At 73.1% G+C, this 16,301-nt stretch carries 12 protein-coding genes and 1 pseudogene; 9 read left to right on the forward strand and 4 right to left on the reverse strand.

Going from position 1 to position 16,301, the window contains the following annotated elements:
* Positions 1 to 88 precede the first annotated feature (88 nt).
* Positions 89 to 667, reverse strand: coding sequence for a 1-acyl-sn-glycerol-3-phosphate acyltransferase (locus FIC82_RS04695; protein ID WP_168731491.1), 579 nt, complete (start codon positions 665 to 667; stop codon positions 89 to 91).
* A 152-nt stretch (positions 668 to 819) separates the two neighbouring features.
* Between FIC82_RS04695 and FIC82_RS04700 the strand changes: the two genes are divergently transcribed.
* From FIC82_RS04700 to FIC82_RS04710, 3 genes are read left to right on the forward strand one after another with little or no spacing between them, the layout of a single operon-like run.
* The gene (locus FIC82_RS04700; RefSeq protein ID WP_154797754.1) at positions 820 to 2,031 is read left to right on the forward strand and encodes an ROK family transcriptional regulator; all 1,212 of its coding nucleotides are present in this window, start codon (positions 820 to 822) and stop codon (positions 2,029 to 2,031) included.
* Positions 2,028 to 2,978 (forward strand): polysaccharide deacetylase family protein, encoded by a 951-nt coding sequence (locus FIC82_RS04705; RefSeq protein ID WP_253691455.1) that lies wholly within the window; start codon positions 2,028 to 2,030, stop codon positions 2,976 to 2,978. Before FIC82_RS04700 ends, FIC82_RS04705 begins: the two co-directional genes overlap by 4 nt.
* Positions 2,975 to 4,423 (forward strand): MFS transporter, encoded by a 1,449-nt coding sequence (locus FIC82_RS04710; RefSeq protein WP_253691458.1) that lies wholly within the window; start codon positions 2,975 to 2,977, stop codon positions 4,421 to 4,423. The genes FIC82_RS04705 and FIC82_RS04710 overlap by 4 nt, the downstream gene beginning before the upstream one ends.
* 569 nt (positions 4,424 to 4,992) lie before the next feature.
* On the opposite strand, the gene FIC82_RS04715 is transcribed toward FIC82_RS04710, so the two are convergent.
* Positions 4,993 to 5,550 carry a MarR family winged helix-turn-helix transcriptional regulator gene (locus FIC82_RS04715; RefSeq protein WP_154797755.1) on the reverse strand — a complete coding sequence of 186 codons (558 nt, stop codon included), beginning with the start codon at positions 5,548 to 5,550 and terminating at the stop codon, positions 4,993 to 4,995.
* A 91-nt stretch (positions 5,551 to 5,641) separates the two neighbouring features.
* On the opposite strand from FIC82_RS04715, the gene FIC82_RS04720 reads away from it, so the two are divergent.
* Positions 5,642 to 6,589, forward strand: a complete 948-nt coding sequence (locus FIC82_RS04720; RefSeq protein WP_154797756.1) for an LLM class flavin-dependent oxidoreductase — start codon at positions 5,642 to 5,644, stop codon at positions 6,587 to 6,589.
* Positions 6,586 to 8,922, forward strand: a complete 2,337-nt coding sequence (locus tag FIC82_RS04725) for an LLM class flavin-dependent oxidoreductase (protein ID WP_154797757.1) — start codon at positions 6,586 to 6,588, stop codon at positions 8,920 to 8,922. Before FIC82_RS04720 ends, FIC82_RS04725 begins: the two co-directional genes overlap by 4 nt.
* A gap of 69 nt (positions 8,923 to 8,991) precedes the next feature.
* Here the strand turns inward: FIC82_RS04725 and FIC82_RS04730 are convergent, their stop codons facing one another.
* A complete protein-coding gene (locus FIC82_RS04730) occupies positions 8,992 to 10,227 on the reverse strand; it encodes a benzoate/H(+) symporter BenE family transporter (protein ID WP_154797758.1) in 1,236 nt (411 codons plus the stop codon).
* Positions 10,228 to 10,317: 90 nt separating this feature from the next.
* Here FIC82_RS04730 and FIC82_RS04735 point away from each other — a divergent pair, with 90 nt between their 5' ends.
* Positions 10,318 to 10,950 (forward strand): helix-turn-helix domain-containing protein, encoded by a 633-nt coding sequence (locus FIC82_RS04735; RefSeq protein ID WP_168731492.1) that lies wholly within the window; start codon positions 10,318 to 10,320, stop codon positions 10,948 to 10,950.
* A 10-nt stretch (positions 10,951 to 10,960) separates the two neighbouring features.
* On the opposite strand, the pseudogene FIC82_RS04740 reads toward FIC82_RS04735, so the two are convergent.
* Positions 10,961 to 11,900, reverse strand: a pseudogene (locus FIC82_RS04740) (IS5 family transposase).
* 355 nt (positions 11,901 to 12,255) lie between these two features.
* Between FIC82_RS04740 and FIC82_RS04745 the strand changes: the two are divergent.
* The 3 genes from FIC82_RS04745 to FIC82_RS04755 all read left to right on the forward strand — a co-directional run bounded on the left by FIC82_RS04745 (position 12,256) and on the right by FIC82_RS04755 (position 16,151).
* The gene (locus FIC82_RS04745; protein WP_253691742.1) at positions 12,256 to 13,422 is read left to right on the forward strand and encodes a DUF2254 family protein; all 1,167 of its coding nucleotides are present in this window, start codon (positions 12,256 to 12,258) and stop codon (positions 13,420 to 13,422) included.
* A gap of 183 nt (positions 13,423 to 13,605) precedes the next feature.
* Positions 13,606 to 15,117, forward strand: coding sequence for an arylsulfatase (locus FIC82_RS04750; protein ID WP_154799834.1), 1,512 nt, complete (start codon positions 13,606 to 13,608; stop codon positions 15,115 to 15,117).
* Between the two features lie 92 nt (positions 15,118 to 15,209).
* A complete protein-coding gene (locus FIC82_RS04755) occupies positions 15,210 to 16,151 on the forward strand; it encodes a formylglycine-generating enzyme family protein (protein WP_154797760.1) in 942 nt (313 codons plus the stop codon).
* Positions 16,152 to 16,301 lie beyond the last annotated feature (150 nt).

Genomic DNA, 16,301 nt, shown 5'->3' on the forward strand with positions numbered 1-16,301 from the left:
GGGTGAAACGTGTGGGGATCACGTAGGTGCGCGCGGCGGGCCGGGCCGCGAGGCTCGGAGCGACGCAGGACTGCGTGCGGCTGCCGGGTCAGGCGGCCGCGTCCTCCTCGCGCAGCCGCGGCTCGGTGCGCAGCTCCGGGCGGACGCCGGACTTGTCGGCGTAGAACGCGCGCACGACGTCCATGTCGGCGCGGACGTCGCCCGTGAGCTCGATCGTCGGGCCGAGGCCCGCCGCCATGGTCGTGCGGTCGACGTAGCCGAGCGTCACGGGCAGGTGGGCCTCGCGCGCGATGCGGTAGAAGCCCGACTTCCAGTACGACCCCGCGCCGCGCGTGCCCTCGGGTGTCACGACGAGCGAGAACACCTCGCCGGCCTGGATGCGCGCGACGACGTCGGCCACGACCCGGCCGGGGTCGCGACGGTCGACGGGGATGCCTCCGAGCGCCCGCATGAGCGGCCCGGCGGGCCCGGCGAACAGTGTGTGCTTGCCGAGCCAGCGCACGTGGATGCCCGTGCTCCACGCGATCGCGAGCATGAGCACGAAGTCCCAGTTCGACGTGTGCGGGGCGCCGACGAGGAGCGTCGGGCGGCGCGTGTCGTACGGCTCGGAGCGCAGCGACCACCGGCTGGTCGCCCAGTAGGCGCGGGCGAGGGCTCGGCGGATCACGACGCCACGGTACAGGCCGTCCACGGGGAGACCGGTTGCCGTCGACAACCACAGGGACCCCGGATAGTCTCCGAGCGGGTAGGGAACTTCCCGCCCTACCCGCACCGCCCGGACTTTTCTGCTCGACCCACCCACTGTTCGACGGAGACCAGATGGACACCACTCCCGCCGGTACGCCCGCCCTCCTGCGCACGCTCAACGCCCGAGCCGTGCTCGACGTGCTCGGCACGGGTGCCCAGGTCGCACGACCCGACGTGGTCGCTGCGACCGGGCTCTCCAAGACGACGGTCGCGCAGACGCTGCGCGCGCTCGAGGCGACGGGCGTCGTCACGGAGGCGGGTCTCGACCGCGACCGCCGGGGACCGGCCGCGACGCTGTACCGCGTCGACCCGGACTACGCGTTCGGGCTCGGCCTCGACGTCGCGCGGGACCGGGTGCGTGTCGCGCTCGTCGACGTCACGGGCGCGATCCGGGCCCGGGCGGAGCGTCGTGACGTCAAGCCGACGACGACGGCGCGCGCCCGGGTCGCCGCCGACCTCGCCCGCGCGTGCGTGAGCGACGTCCTGGCGCGACGCCCGGAGGGGTCGACGATCGAGGTGACGCGCGCCGTCGCGGCGGTCCCGCTGATCGTCGGCTCGGACCTGCGGACCATCCGCCGCGTCCCGGGCTTCGAGAAGGGCGGGACCGACCTGACGGAGGCGCTCGAGGACGCCCTCGGGTGCTCGGTGACGCTGGAGAACGACCTCAACCTCGCGGCGCTCGCCGAGCAGCGCGACGGTGTCGCCGCCGGGGTGCGCTCGTTCGTCGTGCTCGGGCTCGGCGACGGGTTCGGGGCCGGGCTGGTGCTCGACGGGAAGCTCCACCGCGGCTTCGCGGGCGGTGCGGGCGAGGTCTCGTTCCTGCCGCACCCGGGACGCGCGCTGGGGTCCGAGGCGCTGGGCGCGTCCTCGCTCTCGGCCCTCGCGAAGGAGCACGGGCTGCCCGACGACGTGACCGTCAAGGACGTCGTGGACCGGGCCGAGCACGGCGACGGTGCCTCGAACGACGTGCTCGACGAGGTCGCCGAGCGCATCGGGGTCGTCGCGGCGTCGGTCGCTCTCGTGGTCGAGCCGGAGCTCTTCGTCCTCACCAACCAGGCGGCGCGCGCGCCGATCGCCGACCGCGTGACGCGCTTCCTGGCGGAGAAGATCGCGGTGCTCCCCGTCCGGGTCGTCTCCTCCGACCTCACGTGCGACGCCGTCGTCGTCGGCGCCGCGCGCTCGGCGAGCGACGCCCTGCGCGACGAGGTGTTCCGCTCCGCCGCCGCCCACCCCGCACCGGGTGACGGCGACGCCGCGGACGAGCGTGAGGAGGCGGCGTCGTGACCGCAGCCGCGCCCGGCGCGGGAGCTCCGCCGTCGGACCTGGTGTCCCGGCTGGGCCTCGCCGCCGACGCGCGCGCGATCATCCTCAACGCCGACGACTTCGGGATGTGCCGGGCCGCGAACCGCGCGATCACCGACCTGCTCCTCGCGGGTCACCTCGACTCCGCGACCGTCATGGTCCCGTGCGGGTGGGCGCCGGACGGGCTCGCGTTCGCGGCCACGCACCCCGTCGACGTCGGCGTGCACCTCGTCCTGACGAGCGAGTGGACGCGCTACCGGTGGCGCCCGCTCACGGGGACGGGCACGTCCCTGGTCGACGACGCGGGCTACTTCCCGCGCGACGTCCTCACGGTCGAGCGGCAGGCCCGCGTCGAGGACGTCGCCGCCGAGCTCGCGGCCCAGCTCGACGCGGCGCTCGCCGCCGGGGTCGACGTCTCGCACCTCGATAACCACATGGGCTCGGTCTACGGGCTCGAGACGGGGCGCTCGTTCCTCCCGCAGGTCTTCGAGCTCGCCGCCCGGCACCGCCTGCCCTTCCGGCTGCCGCGGACCACGGACGGGATGGACCTGCCCCCGGGCGACTTCCAGCCCCTCCTCGACGAGGCGACCGCCGCCGCGGACGCGCTCGGCGTCGTCCTGGTCGACCGGCTCTGGACCCACCCCTTCGAGCTCGACGGTGCCGGCACGGTCGAGGAGGACGGCTACGAGGACGTCCGCGCGGACTTCCTCGACCTGCTGCGTCGCGTCCCCGCCGGGGTGACCGAGATCTACCTGCACCCCATGCTCGACGACGACGAGCTCGGCGACGTCGCCGACTACGGCGTCCCCAAGCGCGGGTTCGAGCACCGCCTGCTCGCCGACCCCGCCGTGGCCGCCGTGATCGCCGAGGAAGGTCTCGTCCGCGTCGGCTGGCGCGACCTGCGCGCGGTGCAGCGGGGCGAGCGGTGAGCGCCGGGCACCCGGCGCCGTCGGGCAGCGGGCCGACGGCGGGCGGCGGGCTGCTCGCCCGCGTCCGGGACCGGCGGCTCGTCGGCACGCCCTCGCGCGCACGGACGATCGCCTACGGCGCGTCCGCGTTCCCCTCGAACCTGCTGATGCAGACGTTCTCCGCGTTCGTCGTCTACTTCTACGTCGACCACCTCGGGGTCCGCGCCGGCTGGGTCGCCGGCGCGATGGTCGCGCACGGCATCCTCAACGCCCTGCTCAACCCGCTCGTCGGCGCGGCCTCCGACCGTCGCCGGACTCGCTGGGGCCGGCGCGTCCCCTGGATCGTGCTCGGGATCGTCCCGCTCGTCGTCGCGTTCGCGCTCGTGTGGATGCCGCCCGCCGTCGGCCCGACCGGGCTCGTCGTGTGGTTCCTCGTCGTCGTCGCGCTGTTCGACGTCGCGTACGTCGTGGTCGCGCTCAACGTCTCGGCGCTCTTCCCCGAGATCTTCCGCACGACGGCCGAGCGCGCTCGCGGCAACACGCCGCGCCAGATCTTCGGCCTCGTCGGGATGATCCTCGGCACCGCGGGCGCGCCGCTGCTGTACGGCACGCTCGGCTGGACCTGGATGGCGCTGCTGCTCGCGGTCGTGAGCCTCGCGTTCTTCGTGTGGTCGCTCGCCGGGATGGTCGAGCGCCCCGTCGACGTCGAGGCGGTGCGCTCGCGCGAGGCCGCCGTCGGGCTGGGAGACCAGCTCCGCTACACCTTCGCCAACCGCGCGTTCGTCACCTACGTGCTCGGGTCGCTGCTGCTGCAGAGCACGACGGCGATCGTGCTCGCCGCCATCCCGTTCTACGTGCGGTACACCGTCGGAGGGGCGGAGGCCGACGCGACGTTCCTCCTCGCGCCGATCTTCGTCGCCGCGATCCCGTCGATCGTCGGGTGGTCGTGGGTCGTGCGGAAGATCGGCCCGCGCTCCGCGATGCTGTGGGTCGTCACGGTGTACGGGCTCGCGACGTGTCTCTACCTGATCCCGTCCACCGTGCTCGGCGCCGCGCTCGCGGGCCTCGCCGTGGGCGTGGGTGTCGCCGGCCTCATGCAGGTGCTCGAGGTCGCGCTCGCGCAGGTCATCGACGACGACGAGCGTCGCACCGGCCTGCGCCGCGAGGGCATGTACTTCGGCGCCAACGGGTTCGTCGTGCGCGGGTCCGTCATCGTGCAGGCCGTGCTCGTCGCGGGCGTGCTGTCGGCGAGCGGGTACGTCGAGGGCGCGGGCGACGTCGCGCAGCCGGACACCGTCGCGACCGGCGTGCGCCTCCTCCTCGGCGGCGTCCCCGTGGTCCTCGCCGCGCTCGCGTTCGTCTGCTTCTGGTTCTACCCCCTCCGCGGTCGCGACCCCGACGACACCGACGCCGCCCTCGCCGAGGCCGACGCCTCCCCGACGGCGGCAGACCCCCTCCCGAGGTAGAACCCCGGTCGCGCGAGAGAGAACCCTGGTAGCCCGAGGTAGAACCGTGGTCGCGCGATATAGAACCGTGGTCGGCCGAGTGAGAACCGTGGTCGGTCGAAGTAGAACCCTGGTCTTTGAGCCCGACGGCGTGTGGCTGGGTTGGGTGGTCGGGGTGGGTGGTGGTGCCGCGTCTACCATCCGCCGCTCGTTCCTCGCGGCTCCCGCCGGGCCCGCCACGACGCGGCACCACCACCCATCCCGCCCGGCTTCGCCCCGCCCTGGTCTGTGCGCACCCGGACCACCTGCCCGCGCGGTTCCGTCTCGTACGCGCCGCGCCGTCGCGCCGCGTCTTCGTGTCGAGCAGGTGGTCCGGGCGCGTCCTGGTCGCCTGACGCGCCCGGATCTCCTGCTCGGCCAACCAGGATCGCCTGCTCGACCTGCCGGGTCACGTGATCGGCCGAGAACCGGCGATGGCGGCAGCCCCGAGCACCGAGACCACCCCTACCGCGGACCCGACCCCGCGGGCCTGAGACCTGACCACGGTTCTACCTCGCGCGACCACGGTTCTACCTCGACCGACCGCGGTTCTACCTCGGCGGAGTGGGGTTCACTCTCGGCGAGGTGGTGTCCCGGAGGGCGTGCTCGACGACGGTGCAGGGGTCGGTGGTGGCGTCGACGTCGCGGAGGTCGCACGCGACACGGCGCATGAGCGTGCGGAAGGCGCTGCGCTCGTCGGGCGAGAGCATGGCGAGGAGCTGCTCCTCGGCGTCGTGCACGGCCGTGGCCCACCCGGCGAGCCGACGGCGGCCCTCGGGCGTCGCGACGACGCGGCGTGCGCGGCGGTCGGCGGGGTTCTGCTGCCGCTCCCCGAGGCCCGCGGCGACGAGGTCGTCGACGAGGTACGTCATGACGGTCCGGTCGATGCCGTGGTGCTCGGCGAGGGCGAGCTGGGTGGGGTGGTCGCCCTGCGCGACGGTGACGAGGACCTGGTAGCCACGGGTGCCGTGCGGGACGTCGTCGAGCGCCTGCTCGACCGTCGCACGGTAGGCGCGCAGCAGCACGCCGAGGTGCCAGCCGAGGTCCTCGAGGCGGCCGGGGAGCTCGGCGGGGCCGGTCGTGGGAGCGGTCGTCGTGCTCGTGCTCATCCGCCCACCCTACCGCCGGGAATGTGGTTGCACCACCTTTCTGTTGAAGATATGTTCTGTACAGCAACGTATCTTGAGATCGCGAGGAGCCATGCCCGACTACGGCCACGACCTGCGCTTCGGGTCCTTCGTCACACCCACCGCCGCGGCACCGCAGCAGGCGGTCGCGCTCGCGCAGCTCTCGGAGGAGGTGGGCCTCGACCTCGTGACGTTCCAGGACCATCCGTACCAGGCGGCCTTCCTCGACACGTGGACGCTGATGTCCTGGGTCGCCGCGCGCACCGAGCGCATCCGGATCGCGGGCAACGTGCTCAACCTGCCGCTGCGCCCACCGGCCGTGCTCGCGCGCGCCGTGGCGAGCCTCGACCGGCTCTCGGGCGGTCGCGTCGAGCTGGGGCTCGGCGCGGGCGGGTTCTGGGACCCGATCGTCGCGATGGGCGGCGAGCGACTGACGCCGGGGGAGTCGGTCGACGCGCTCTCCGAGGGCATCGACGTCGTCCGCGGGCTGTGGGACACGTCGACCCGTGACCGCCTCGTCGCGGGCGGGGCGCACCACCACGTCGACGGTGCCAAGCGCGGGCCCGCACCCGCGCACGACGTCGAGATCTGGGTCGGCGCGCTCAAGCCCCGCATGCTGCGCCTCGTCGGGGCGAAGGCCGACGGCTGGCTCCCGTCGCTCGCGTACCTCCAGAGCTTCGAGGCGCTCGCGAAGGGCAACGCGACGATCGACGCCGCCGCCGAGGACGCGGGCCGCGACCCGCGCGCCGTCCGGCGCCTGCTCAACGTCGGTGGCCGGTTCACGGCGGACGGTGGCGCCGGGTTCCTCCAGGGCTCGCCCAGCCAGTGGGCCGAGCAGGTCGCGGAGGTGACGCTCGAGCACGGCGTCTCCACGTGGATCGTCGCGGGCGACGACCCGACGACCCTGGCCGTCGTCGGGCAGGAGGTCGCCCCCGCCGCGCGCGAGCTCGTCACGGCGGAGCGCGGCACGGCCGACGTCCAAGCGACGGGAGCCGTCACGGACGGCGAGGCCCGCGCATGACCGACTACGGCCACCCGCTCCGGTTCGGCACGTTCGTCACGCCGTCGGCGCAGGACCCCGAGACGACGGTCGGGCTCGCCCGCCTCGCCGAGGACCTCGGCTACGACCTCGTGACGTTCCAGGACCACCCGTACCAGCCGCGCTTCCTCGACACGTGGACGCTGCTGTCGTACGTCGCGTCCGCGACGGAGCGCATCCACGTCGCGCCCGACGTCGTCAACGTCCCCATGCGCCAGCCCGCCGTGCTCGCGCGCGCGGCGGCGAGCCTCGACCTGCTGTCCGACGGGCGCGTCGACCTCGCGCTCGGCGCCGGCGCGTTCTGGGACGCCATGGTCTCGATGGGCGTCGAGCGCCTCACCCCGGGCGAGTCCGTCGACGCGCTCGCCGAGGCGGTCGACGTGATCCGGGCGATCTGGGGCGAGGACGGCGACGGCGAGCTGTTCGTCCCCGGCCGCCACCACCGGCTCGACGGCGCGACCGCCGGACCGGCGACCACGCGCCGCATCCCGCTGTGGCTGGGCGCGCTCGGCCCGCGCATGCTGCGTCTCGTCGGCGAGAAGGCCGACGGCTGGCTCCCGTCCCTGGGCCGCGTCGGCCTGGACGGGCTGCGCGCGGGGAACGCGCGCATCGACGAGGCCGCGACCGCCGTCGGGCGCGACGCGCGCGAGGTCACGCGCCTGCTCAACGTGTCGGGTACGTTCGATGCCGCCCCCGCGGCGTCCGGCCTCGGGGGCGCCCCGGATCTCGTCGGCCCGCCCGAGGCCTGGGTCGAGCGGCTCCTGCCGCTCGTCCTGGAGGAGGGCGTCTCGACGCTCATCCTCGCGACAGACGACGAGCGCACCACCCGCCGGTTCGCGGAGGACGTCGCGCCCGCGCTGCGGGACGCCGTCGCCGCGGGACGTGCGGCGAGCGGGACGGACACGTCCCGCGTCGTGCCCCTCGCGGTCCGGGCCGCGCGCCGCGACGGCATCGCCTACGGCGACGTCCCCGCCTCCCTCGCGGAGCGAGCGGTCGAGCCGGGCGACGCCGCGTACGGGGGCGTGCGCTCGAACTACCTGCGCGGCGGCTCGCCGGGGCTCGTGCTCCGCCCGCGCGACACCGCGGAGGTCGTCGAGGCGCTCGCGTTCGCGCGCGCCCAGCCGATCACGCGGACCGTGCCGCTGTCCGTCCGCTCGGGCGGCCACGGCATCAGCGGGCGCTCGACGAACGACGGCGGGATCGTCCTCGACCTGGGCGCGCTCGACGCGATCGAGGTGCTCGACGACGACGCGCGCCTCGTGCGCGTCGGCCCGGGTGCGCGCTGGGGCGGGGTCGCGGCGGCGCTCGCTCCCCGGGGCTGGGCGATCACGTCGGGCGACTCCGGCGGCGTCGGGGTGGGCGGTCTCGCGACGGCGGGCGGCATCGGCTTCCTCGGCCGGGCGCACGGTCTGACGATCGACCACGTGCACGCGGTCGAGGTCGTCCTCGCGGACGGCTCGGTCGTGCGCGCGAGCGCGGACGAGAACCCGGACCTGTTCTGGGCGGTGCGCGGCGCGGGGTCGCAGGTCGGCATCGTGACGTCGTTCGAGCTCGTCGCGGACGAGGTGTCGGCGGTCGGGTTCGCGCAGATGGTGCATGATGCGTCCGACCTCGCCGGGTTCCTCGAGCGCTGGGGCGCGACCGTCGAGACGTCGCCGCGAGACACGACGAGCTTCCTCATCGTGGGTCGCCCGCGGCCGGGCCAGCCGGTCGTCGCGCAGTCCATGACGATGGTCGACTCCGCCGACCCGGACACCGTCCTTGCGCGGCTCCAGCCGTTCGCGGCGATCTCGCCGCTGCTCGCGCAGGCGACGGCGCAGATCGTGCCGTACGACGCCGTCGTCTCCGCCCCCGCCCCGGGCCCGCACGGAGGCCAGGGCGAGCCCGTCTCGCGGTCCGGCCTGCTGGAGCACCTCACGCCCGAGGCGTCCGCCCGGCTCGCGGGGCTCGTCGCGAGCGGCGACACGTACTTCTTCCAGATCCGCTCGACGGGGGGAGCGGCGTCGGACGTCCCGGTCGAGGCCACGGCGTACGCGCACCGCTCGGCGAACTTCTCCGTCGTGGCGATGGGGGCGAGCCGCTCACGGCTCGACGCGCGCTGGGACGCGCTGGCGGACGTGTTCGAGGGCATGTACCTGAGCTTCGACACGGACCGCCGCCCCGAGCGCGTGTCGGACGCGTTCCCGCCCGCGACCTTGGAGCGGCTGCGGGAGGTCAAGCGCCGGGTCGACCCGACGAACGTCTTCCGTGACAACCTGCCGATCCTCGGGCCGGACCCGGTGGACGAGCCCGTGGAGGCCGTCCCCGCGAGGTAGAGCCCTGCCGAGGTAGACCCCTGGTAGCGCGAGGTAGAACCCTGGTCAGGACCACGGTTCTACCTCGCGCTACCGGACCTCTACCTCGCGGGGCGGGGTGCCCGTCGGCGTCCCGGTCTCGCTCGCCGGGTCGGGTGCCCGACGGCGCACGGTGAGGACCGCGTGGACGGTCAGCCCGGCGAGGATCGCCCAGAACGCGGCGGCGATGCCGGCCACGACGACGCCGCTCGCGGCGACGAGGAACGTCACGACGGCTGCCTCGCGCCCGCGCGGCTCGGCGACCGCACCGGCGACGGCGGCGCCGAGCGTGCCGACGAGCGCGAGCCCGGCGGCCGCCTCGACGAGGCCCGCGGGCGCGGCGGCGACGAGCGCGGCGAGCCCGGCCGACCCGACGGCGAGCACGAGGTATGCCCACCCGGCGGTGTGCGCGGCGAGCCAGCGGCGCCGGGCGTCGGGGTGGGCCTCGGGCCCCGCGGCGAGCGCGGCGGAGATCGCCGCGAGGTTGATCGCGTGGCCGCCCGCGGTCGCGCCGGCGAGCGTCGCGAGCCCGGTGACGGTCATGGTCTCGCGCCATGGCACGCGGTACCCGAACGACGCCATGACGGCGACGCCGGGCACGTTCTGCGACGCCATCGTCACGACGTAGAGCGGGACGGCGAGCCCGACCACGGCCTGCCACGAGAGCGTGGGGGCGGTGAGGTCGAGGCGGGGGACGGCGTCGGACCACGCGAGCGTGCCGCCGTGCACGGCCTCGTACCCGACGATCGCGAGCGTCACCGCGAGCGCCGCGGGCGCCGCCCAGCGCGGCGCGACGCGCAGGAGCACGAGCCACACGAGAACCACCGGCGCGACGAGCAGCGGCGTCGCGACGACCGCGCGCACCGGTGCGAGGCACAGCGTGAGGAGCACGCCGGCGAGCATCGCCTGCGCGATCGGGGTCGGGATCGCGGCGACGAGGTCGCCGAGTCGCGGCCAGAGCGCGGTGAGCAGCACGAGGCCGCCGACGACGCAGAACGCCCCGACCGCCGCGGGCCACCCGCCCGCGACGGCGCCCGTGCTCACGAGCAGCGCGGCGCCGGGCGTGGACCACGCGAGCGTGAGCGGGGTGCGGTGGCGGGTGGTGAGCCAGAAGATGCCGACGGCCTGCGTGACGCAGAGCGCGAGGAGCCCGGACGCGGCCTGGTCGGGCGTGGCGCCGACGGCGCGCAGCCCGGCGAGCACGACGGCGAACGAGCTCGTGAAGCCGACGAGGGCGGTCACGAGCCCGGCGAGGACGGGGCGCAGGCGGTCCGAGGCGGGGTCCATGCTGCTCCTGGCGAGCTATGAGGGGAGAGCGTTCTGTTTGTGGAACGCTACCAGAGGCTCCGCAGCAGCCGCGCCGGTAGGCTGCGGCGCGTGAGCGACGGGGCAGGGCGCGCGAGGACTCGACCGGACGACGAGCCCGGGGGAGCGCCCGGACGCCCGTCGGGACGAGCAGAGGACGGGACGCTCGCGGCGGTCGCCGCGCAGCTCCGGGCGCTGCGCGCCGACCGTGGGCTCTCCCTGTCGGCCCTCGCCGCCGCGGCGGGCATCGGCAAGGGTTCGCTCTCCGAGATCGAGCACGGCGCGCGCAACCCCACGCTCGCGACCCTCTACGCCCTGGCCGGCGCCCTCGGCGTCCCGCTCGCGACGCTGCTCGCCGAGCGGGCGGGGACGGAGGTCTCGTCCGAGGGTGTCACCGCGCGGCTGCTCGATGCGCACCACCTGCCCGGCGGCACGGCCGTCGAGGTCTACCACCTGCACCTCGAGCCCCACGCGGACCGGACGTCACCGCCGCACGGACCGGGCGTCGTCGAGCACCTGCTCATCACGCGCGGCCGCCTGCGGGCCGGACGCCACGGGGCGGAGGCCGTCGTGACCGTGGGGGACGAGCTGCGGTGGGTGTCCGACGCCGACCACTCCTATCGCGCGCTCGACGGCGCCCCGGTCGACGCCGTGCTCGTCATCCGGACGCCGCCCCGGGGCGGACTCGGACAGGTGACCGGCTAGGGGGTGTCTCCTATATGCGGGTCCAGACGATGCAGGCGGACAGGATCACCGCTGAGCGGTAGGTGATGGCGAGCTTGTCATAGCGGGTCGCCAGGCCTCGCCACTGCTTGGTCAGTGAGAAGGAGCGTTCGACGACGTTGCGCTTCTTGTAGAGCTCGGTGTCCAGGGCGGGTGGTCTGCCGCCGGTCGAGCCCTTGCGTTTGCGCGCTGCGGCGGAGTCCTTCTTCTCGGGGATGACGGTCTTGATCCCCCGGCCGCGCAGGAGCGTGCGTGCCGGCCCGGTGGAGTACGCCCGGTCCGCCAGGACCGCGTCCGGGGTGGTGCGTGGGCGGCCCGGACCGAGCCGTGGTACGCGGATGTCGGCGAGGACCTCGGCCAGCATCGCCCCGTCGTTGCGCTGCCCGCCGGTGATGACCGCGGCCAGCGGCCGACCGTTGCCGTCCACGGCGTGGTGGATCTTGGTGCTCAGCCCGCCCCGTGAGCGCCCGATGCCGTGGCCTGCGGGTTCACGCTCTCCGCCGAGCGGGCTGTGGACGAACCCGTCAGGCAGCTTCGTGTGATTCGCCCGTGCCCCCTGTGTCCTGCTCGGGTCGCGTGGTGTTCGTACCGTGCTGGTGAGCACGGTTGATCGTGGCGTCCACCGACACGGTCCACTCGATCTTGCCCCGTGCGTCCGCGTACGCGAGCAACCCGGCCAGCACCTTGTCCCACGTGCCGTCCTCGGCGTATCGGCGATGGCGTTTCCACACCGTCTTCCACGACCCGTACACGTCCCTGGGCAGATCTCGTCACGCGATCCCGGTTCGATACCGGTAGATGATCCCCTCGACCACCCTGCGGTCGTCCCAGAACGGATGACCACGCTTGCCCACGTTCGACGGCAGAAACGGAGCGATCTGCCCCCACTGGGCATCAGACAACGACTGGAACCGGGACGACGTCACCCGCAGATCATGCCGCGCACCCGCCCACGGTAGGAGACACTCCCTAGGCGCAATGCCCGCATGGGACGAGCGCACGCAGAAGGACACGGTCGTCTTCGCGGACAGTGTCGGGTCGTGTCGTGCGTTCTGCGCGTCGATGTGTCGTATGTGCGACCGTAGGCTTGGGTCCAACCCTCGCGGCGGTGCCAGGGTCGAGACCCGTCACGCCCACGGCACGGGCGGGGAGCGGACTCTCGCCGGCCGTGGACGAACGGGCGAGGAAGGTGCTCATGGCCGGCACGACGACGACGCCTGGTGACGGGCCCCGCGCCGCGGCAGAGGCGAGCGCATGCGTCGCCTAGGACGCCGCCCGACCCACCGCATGCTGCGTGCCCGGCGCAGGCTCAGAGCGGGCCTTGCGCAGCTGATCTGTGCGGCAGCCGGGGCGGCGGCTGGTCTCCTGCTGCCACGGGTCGACGCCGGTCCGACGGTGGACGGCAGCAGGTTGGTGGAACCGATGTTCACGCTCGGCGTCGGCGTCATCGGGGTCGTCAGCATCGTCTTCTCGCTGCTCTTCGGTGTGGTCCAGTGGTCGGCGAGCAGCTTCACACCCCGGCTGGGACTGTTCCGCGCGGACCCGCTCGTCTGGCGCACCTTCGCGTTCGCGATCGGTGTGTTCGTGTACTGCGCGGTCGCGGCGCTGGCCAGCGCGGACCATCTGAGGGTGTCGGTCGTCGTCCCCGGCGCAGCGATTGTGGGCGTGCTCGCGGCGGTCGTCCTCTTGCGACGCCTGCAGACCAAGGCCTTCTTGTCGCTTCAGCTCGCCCACGTCCTGGAGGCGATCGTCGCCCGTGGCCGCGAGGTCGTCGCCGACCTGTACCCGCCGCTCGACTCGGCTCTGGAGCAACCGCGCGACGCTCAGCACGCGCAGCTGCCACCACGACGTCGATCGGTCGCCTGGACGGGTCGCTCGGGTGTGGTGCAACAGCTCGAGCTGCGGCGGCTCGTCAGCGCCGCCACCGACTCCGACGTGGTGGTGGTGTTCCGGATCGGAGTCGGCGACACCCTCCACGAGGGTGCGACTCTCGCTGACCTGCACGGCGGTGACCTGCAGGACGACGTCGTGCGGCGCGCCGTCGTGCGCGGCTCGGAGCGCTCCTTCGACCAGGACCCGCTGCTCGCGTTCCGGCTGCTCGCCGACATCGGGCTGCGGGCCCTGTCGCCCGCGATCAACGACCCGGCCACTGCGGTGGACACGATCGACGCCGTTGAAGGACTGCTCCTCGCCGTCGCGCGCCGTGACGTAGAGGTCGGGGACGTCCGCGACGAGGCCGGAGCGCTCAGGGCTCGGCTCGTGCTGCCGAGCTGGGAGGACTACCTGGAGACGAGCGTGAGCGACCTGGTGCCGGCGGCGAGCCCTTTCACGATGGTGCTCTCCCGGCTCCTGCGCCTGCTTGATGAACTGCTCCGGGTGGTGGCACCCGACCAGCGTCCGGCGCTCGAAAGGTTGGCCGCGGACGTGCGCGCGAGGCTCGCCGCCGGCCGCTAGAGGTGAGCGAGCCGGGTGCGTTGTCGAGGGCCGAGGAACGGCGACCACGAGTCCTCAGGTCCCTGACGTCCGCTGGAATCGTGCAGTCACCCATTCTGGGTGATGCGATGCTGACGGGTGGGCGCCAGCCTCGAGAGAGGATGCGGCGTGTCACGTCGTAGGCGCACCGAGGGTGGGGTCGTGATGGCGGAGACGGGACCGAACGTCTTGATCATCTTGGCCGATGATGTCGGGTGGTCCGACGCTAGCTGCTACCACGACGGGTTGATGGGGACCACGACGCCGAACATCGACCGGATCGCTGACGAAGGCGCCCGTCTGACGGACTGCTACGCCCAGGCCAGCTGCACCGCGGGACGCGCCGCGCTGATCACCGGTCAGCTTCCCATGCGCACGGGCTTGACGACGGTCGGCCTGCCCGGAGCGGAGCAGGGCCTGCAGCCCGAGGACCCGACCCTGGCCGAGCTCGTCAAGCCGCTGGGTTACGCGACCGCACAGATCGGGAAGAACCATCTCGGGGACCGCAACGAGTTCTTGCCGACCGTCCACGGCTTCGACGAGTTCTACGGCAACCTGTACCACCTCAACGCCGAGGAGGAGCCGGAGCAGCCGGACTACCCGAGGGACCACCCCGCGTTCCAGCGGTTCTTCGCTCCTCGGGGCGTCCTGGACTGCCGGGCGAGCGAGGTCGACGACGACTCGGTCGACGAGCGCTTCGGCCGGGTCGGCAAGCAGACCATCCACGACAGCGGACCGCTGACCCGGGAACGGATGGAGACCATCGAGGACGACCTCCTGAACCACTCGATCGACTTCATCCGCCGTTCTCACGAGGCCGGAGAGCCATTCCTGGTGTGGCACAACACCACCCGCATGCATGTTTGGACCCGTTTGTCGGAACGGTGGCGGGACAAGACAGGATTCGGCGTCTACGCCGACGGCATGCAGGAGCTGGACTGGGTCGTGGGCGAGCTCCTCGGCACACTCGACGAGCTCGGCATCGCCGACGACACGATCGTGATCTTCACCTCGGACAACGGCGCCGAGAAGTTCACCTGGCCCGACGGCGGGACCTCCCCGTTCCGCGGGGAGAAGGGTCTGGGCTGGGAAGGAGGCTTCCGCGCACCGTTCCTGATCCGCTGGCCAGGACACATCCCGGCAGCACAGGTGCTCAACGGGATCTTCTCGCTCGAGGACGTCGTCCCCACCATCCTGGCCGCGGCCGGGGTCGGCGACATCAAGGAACGACTGCTCGCGGGCCACCAGGCAGGCGACAAGCACTTCCGCGTCCACCTGGACGGGTACAACCAGCTGCCCTACCTGACAGGACAGAGCCCCGAGTCCGCCCGCGACGAGTTCTTCTACTACGGCGAGCACGACCTGTTCGCCATCCGCTACCGCAACTGGAAGATCCACTTCCAGACCAAGGACGACTGGTTCGGAGGGCAGCTCGAGCGCCCGACCGTGCCGCTGCCCGTCAATCTGCGGGCCGACCCCTTCGAGCAGCACATGAGCGCACCGTCGTACCCGATCTACGTCGGCGAGAAGCTCTGGACCGTCATGCCGGCGGGATACATCCTGCAACAGCACGCCCAGACGTTCGCACAGTTCCCGCCCCGGCAGGCCCCACCGGACTTCAACCCCAGCCAGATGCTCGCCGCAGTGCTCAGCACGGTCGCGAACGGGCTGGAATGACACACCCGACAGGACCCGCCGAGACACACCGCCTCCAGCGCGAGGAACGACACACGAGCACCGCGCCGTCCTCGCCAACAGCACCCGCGGGAATGGTCTGGATCCCGGGCGGGGAGTTCGCCATGGGATCCGAGGAGTTCTACCCCGAAGAGCGCCCCGTCCGACGGGTCGCGGTCGACGGGTTCTGGATGGACGAGCACCCCGTGACCGTCCAGGAGTTCTCACGGTTCGTCCGAGCCACCGGGTACGTCACGGTCGCCGAACGCCCGCTCGACCCCACCCAGTACCCCGGCGCGGACCCCGACCTGCTCGCCCCCGGCTCGCTCGTGTTCCGCAAGACGACCGGCCCGGTCGACCTGCGCGACAACCGGCTGTGGTGGCAGTACGTCCTCGGAGCGTCCTGGCGGCACCCCGAAGGCACCGACGCCGACGCACTGCAGCGCGCCGACCATCCCGTCGTGCACGTGGCGTGGGAGGACGTGAACGCCTACGCCCGCTGGGCCGGTAAGGAGATCGCGACCGAAGCCGAGTGGGAGTTCGCCGCGCGTGGCGGCCTGGACGGCGCGAGGTTCGCCTGGGGCGACGAGCACTTCCCGGCCGGGCGTGCGATGGCGAACACCTGGCAAGGGCAGTTCCCCTGGCAGAACCTCGTGCTCGACGGATACGAGGGGACCTCGCCCGTCGGTCGTTTCCCTCCCAACGGCTTCGGCCTCGCGGACGTCACCGGGAACGTCTGGGAATGGACCAGCGACTACTACAGGACCTCCCACGACGCCGTGGCTCATCACGCGTGCTGCGTGCCACGAAACCCACACGTACTCACACCCGAGCAGTCCTTCGGCGCACCCGACGAACCGGGCTCGCAGATCCCCCGCAGGGTCATCAAGGGCGGCTCCCACCTGTGCGCGCCGAACTACTGCCTGCGCTACCGACCAGCCGCTCGGCAAGCACAGATGATCGACACCGGAACGGCCCACCTCGGCTTCCGGTGCATCACACGACCGCACCCGCACCAGATCCCCTCGACAGCCTGACGCGACGAACCAGCCCAAGCCCTGCGCCCAACCTCGGCAACGCGGCGGACGACCGGGACACGACGAAGTTCCGCTCAGTCCGGAGAAGCCGTTGTCGCGGCGCCGGGCCGAATGGGACGATCCCGAGGCTCCCGACCGACCCACCGCCGA

Source organism: Cellulosimicrobium protaetiae, from assembly GCF_009708005.2.
Lineage (GTDB): Bacteria > Actinomycetota > Actinomycetes > Actinomycetales > Cellulomonadaceae > Cellulosimicrobium > Cellulosimicrobium protaetiae.

Coding starts and splice junctions, on each gene's coding strand:
- FIC82_RS04750 (WP_154799834.1), top strand. CDS start 13,606: ATGGCGGAGACGGGACCGAACGTCTTGATCATCTTGGCCGATGATGTC.
- FIC82_RS04715 (WP_154797755.1), bottom strand. CDS start 5,550: ATGAGCACGAGCACGACGACCGCTCCCACGACCGGCCCCGCCGAGCTC.
- FIC82_RS04725 (WP_154797757.1), top strand. CDS start 6,586: ATGACCGACTACGGCCACCCGCTCCGGTTCGGCACGTTCGTCACGCCG.
- FIC82_RS04730 (WP_154797758.1), bottom strand. CDS start 10,227: ATGGACCCCGCCTCGGACCGCCTGCGCCCCGTCCTCGCCGGGCTCGTG.
- FIC82_RS04700 (WP_154797754.1), top strand. CDS start 820: ATGGACACCACTCCCGCCGGTACGCCCGCCCTCCTGCGCACGCTCAAC.
- FIC82_RS04745 (WP_253691742.1), top strand. CDS start 12,256: ATGCTGCGTGCCCGGCGCAGGCTCAGAGCGGGCCTTGCGCAGCTGATC.
- FIC82_RS04755 (WP_154797760.1), top strand. CDS start 15,210: ATGGTCTGGATCCCGGGCGGGGAGTTCGCCATGGGATCCGAGGAGTTC.
- FIC82_RS04720 (WP_154797756.1), top strand. CDS start 5,642: ATGCCCGACTACGGCCACGACCTGCGCTTCGGGTCCTTCGTCACACCC.